This is a genomic window from Massilia sp. LXY-6 (assembly GCF_051233485.1).
Lineage (GTDB): Bacteria > Pseudomonadota > Gammaproteobacteria > Burkholderiales > Burkholderiaceae_D > Telluria.
In genome coordinates, this window is sequence record NZ_JBKFGF010000109.1 from 1 (window position 1) to 657 (window position 657).

Here is a 657-nt window from a genome sequence, read left to right on the forward strand (position 1 = left end):
AATGGCAAAAGGTAAATTCGAACGGACCAAGCCGCACGTCAACGTCGGCACCATTGGTCACGTTGACCACGGCAAAACCACCCTGACGGCTGCAATCGCAACCGTTCTGTCGAAGAAATTCGGCGGCGAAGCCAAGGCCTACGATCAGATCGACGCGGCTCCGGAAGAGAAGGCACGCGGCATCACGATCAACACCGCGCACGTCGAGTACGAAACCGCAAACCGTCACTACGCCCACGTTGACTGCCCGGGCCACGCCGACTACATCAAGAACATGATCACCGGTGCCGCCCAGATGGACGGCGCGATCCTGGTGTGCTCGGCCGCTGACGGCCCGATGCCGCAGACCCGCGAGCACATCCTGCTGGCGCGTCAGGTTGGCGTTCCGTACATCATCGTGTTCCTGAACAAGTGCGACCTGGTCGACGACGCAGAGCTGCTGGAACTGGTCGAAATGGAAGTGCGCGAGCTGCTGTCGAAGTACGAGTTCCCGGGCGACGACCTGCCGATCATCAAGGGTTCGGCACGTATGGCGCTGGAAGGCGCTGCTGGCGAAATGGGCGAAGAGTGCATCGTCCGCCTGGCAGAAGCCCTGGACACCTACATCCCGACCCCGGAACGTGCCGTTGACGGCGCCTTCCTGATGCCGGTGGAAGA

The 657-nt window shown here is 61.6% G+C and carries 1 protein-coding gene; it reads left to right on the forward strand.

The genetic code is table 11. The features are described 5' to 3' along the window. Position 1: 1 nt before the first annotated feature. Positions 2-657: GTP-binding protein (locus tag ACI48D_RS26030; RefSeq protein ID WP_435574137.1), on the forward strand; the 656-nt coding region annotated here is incomplete at its 3' end.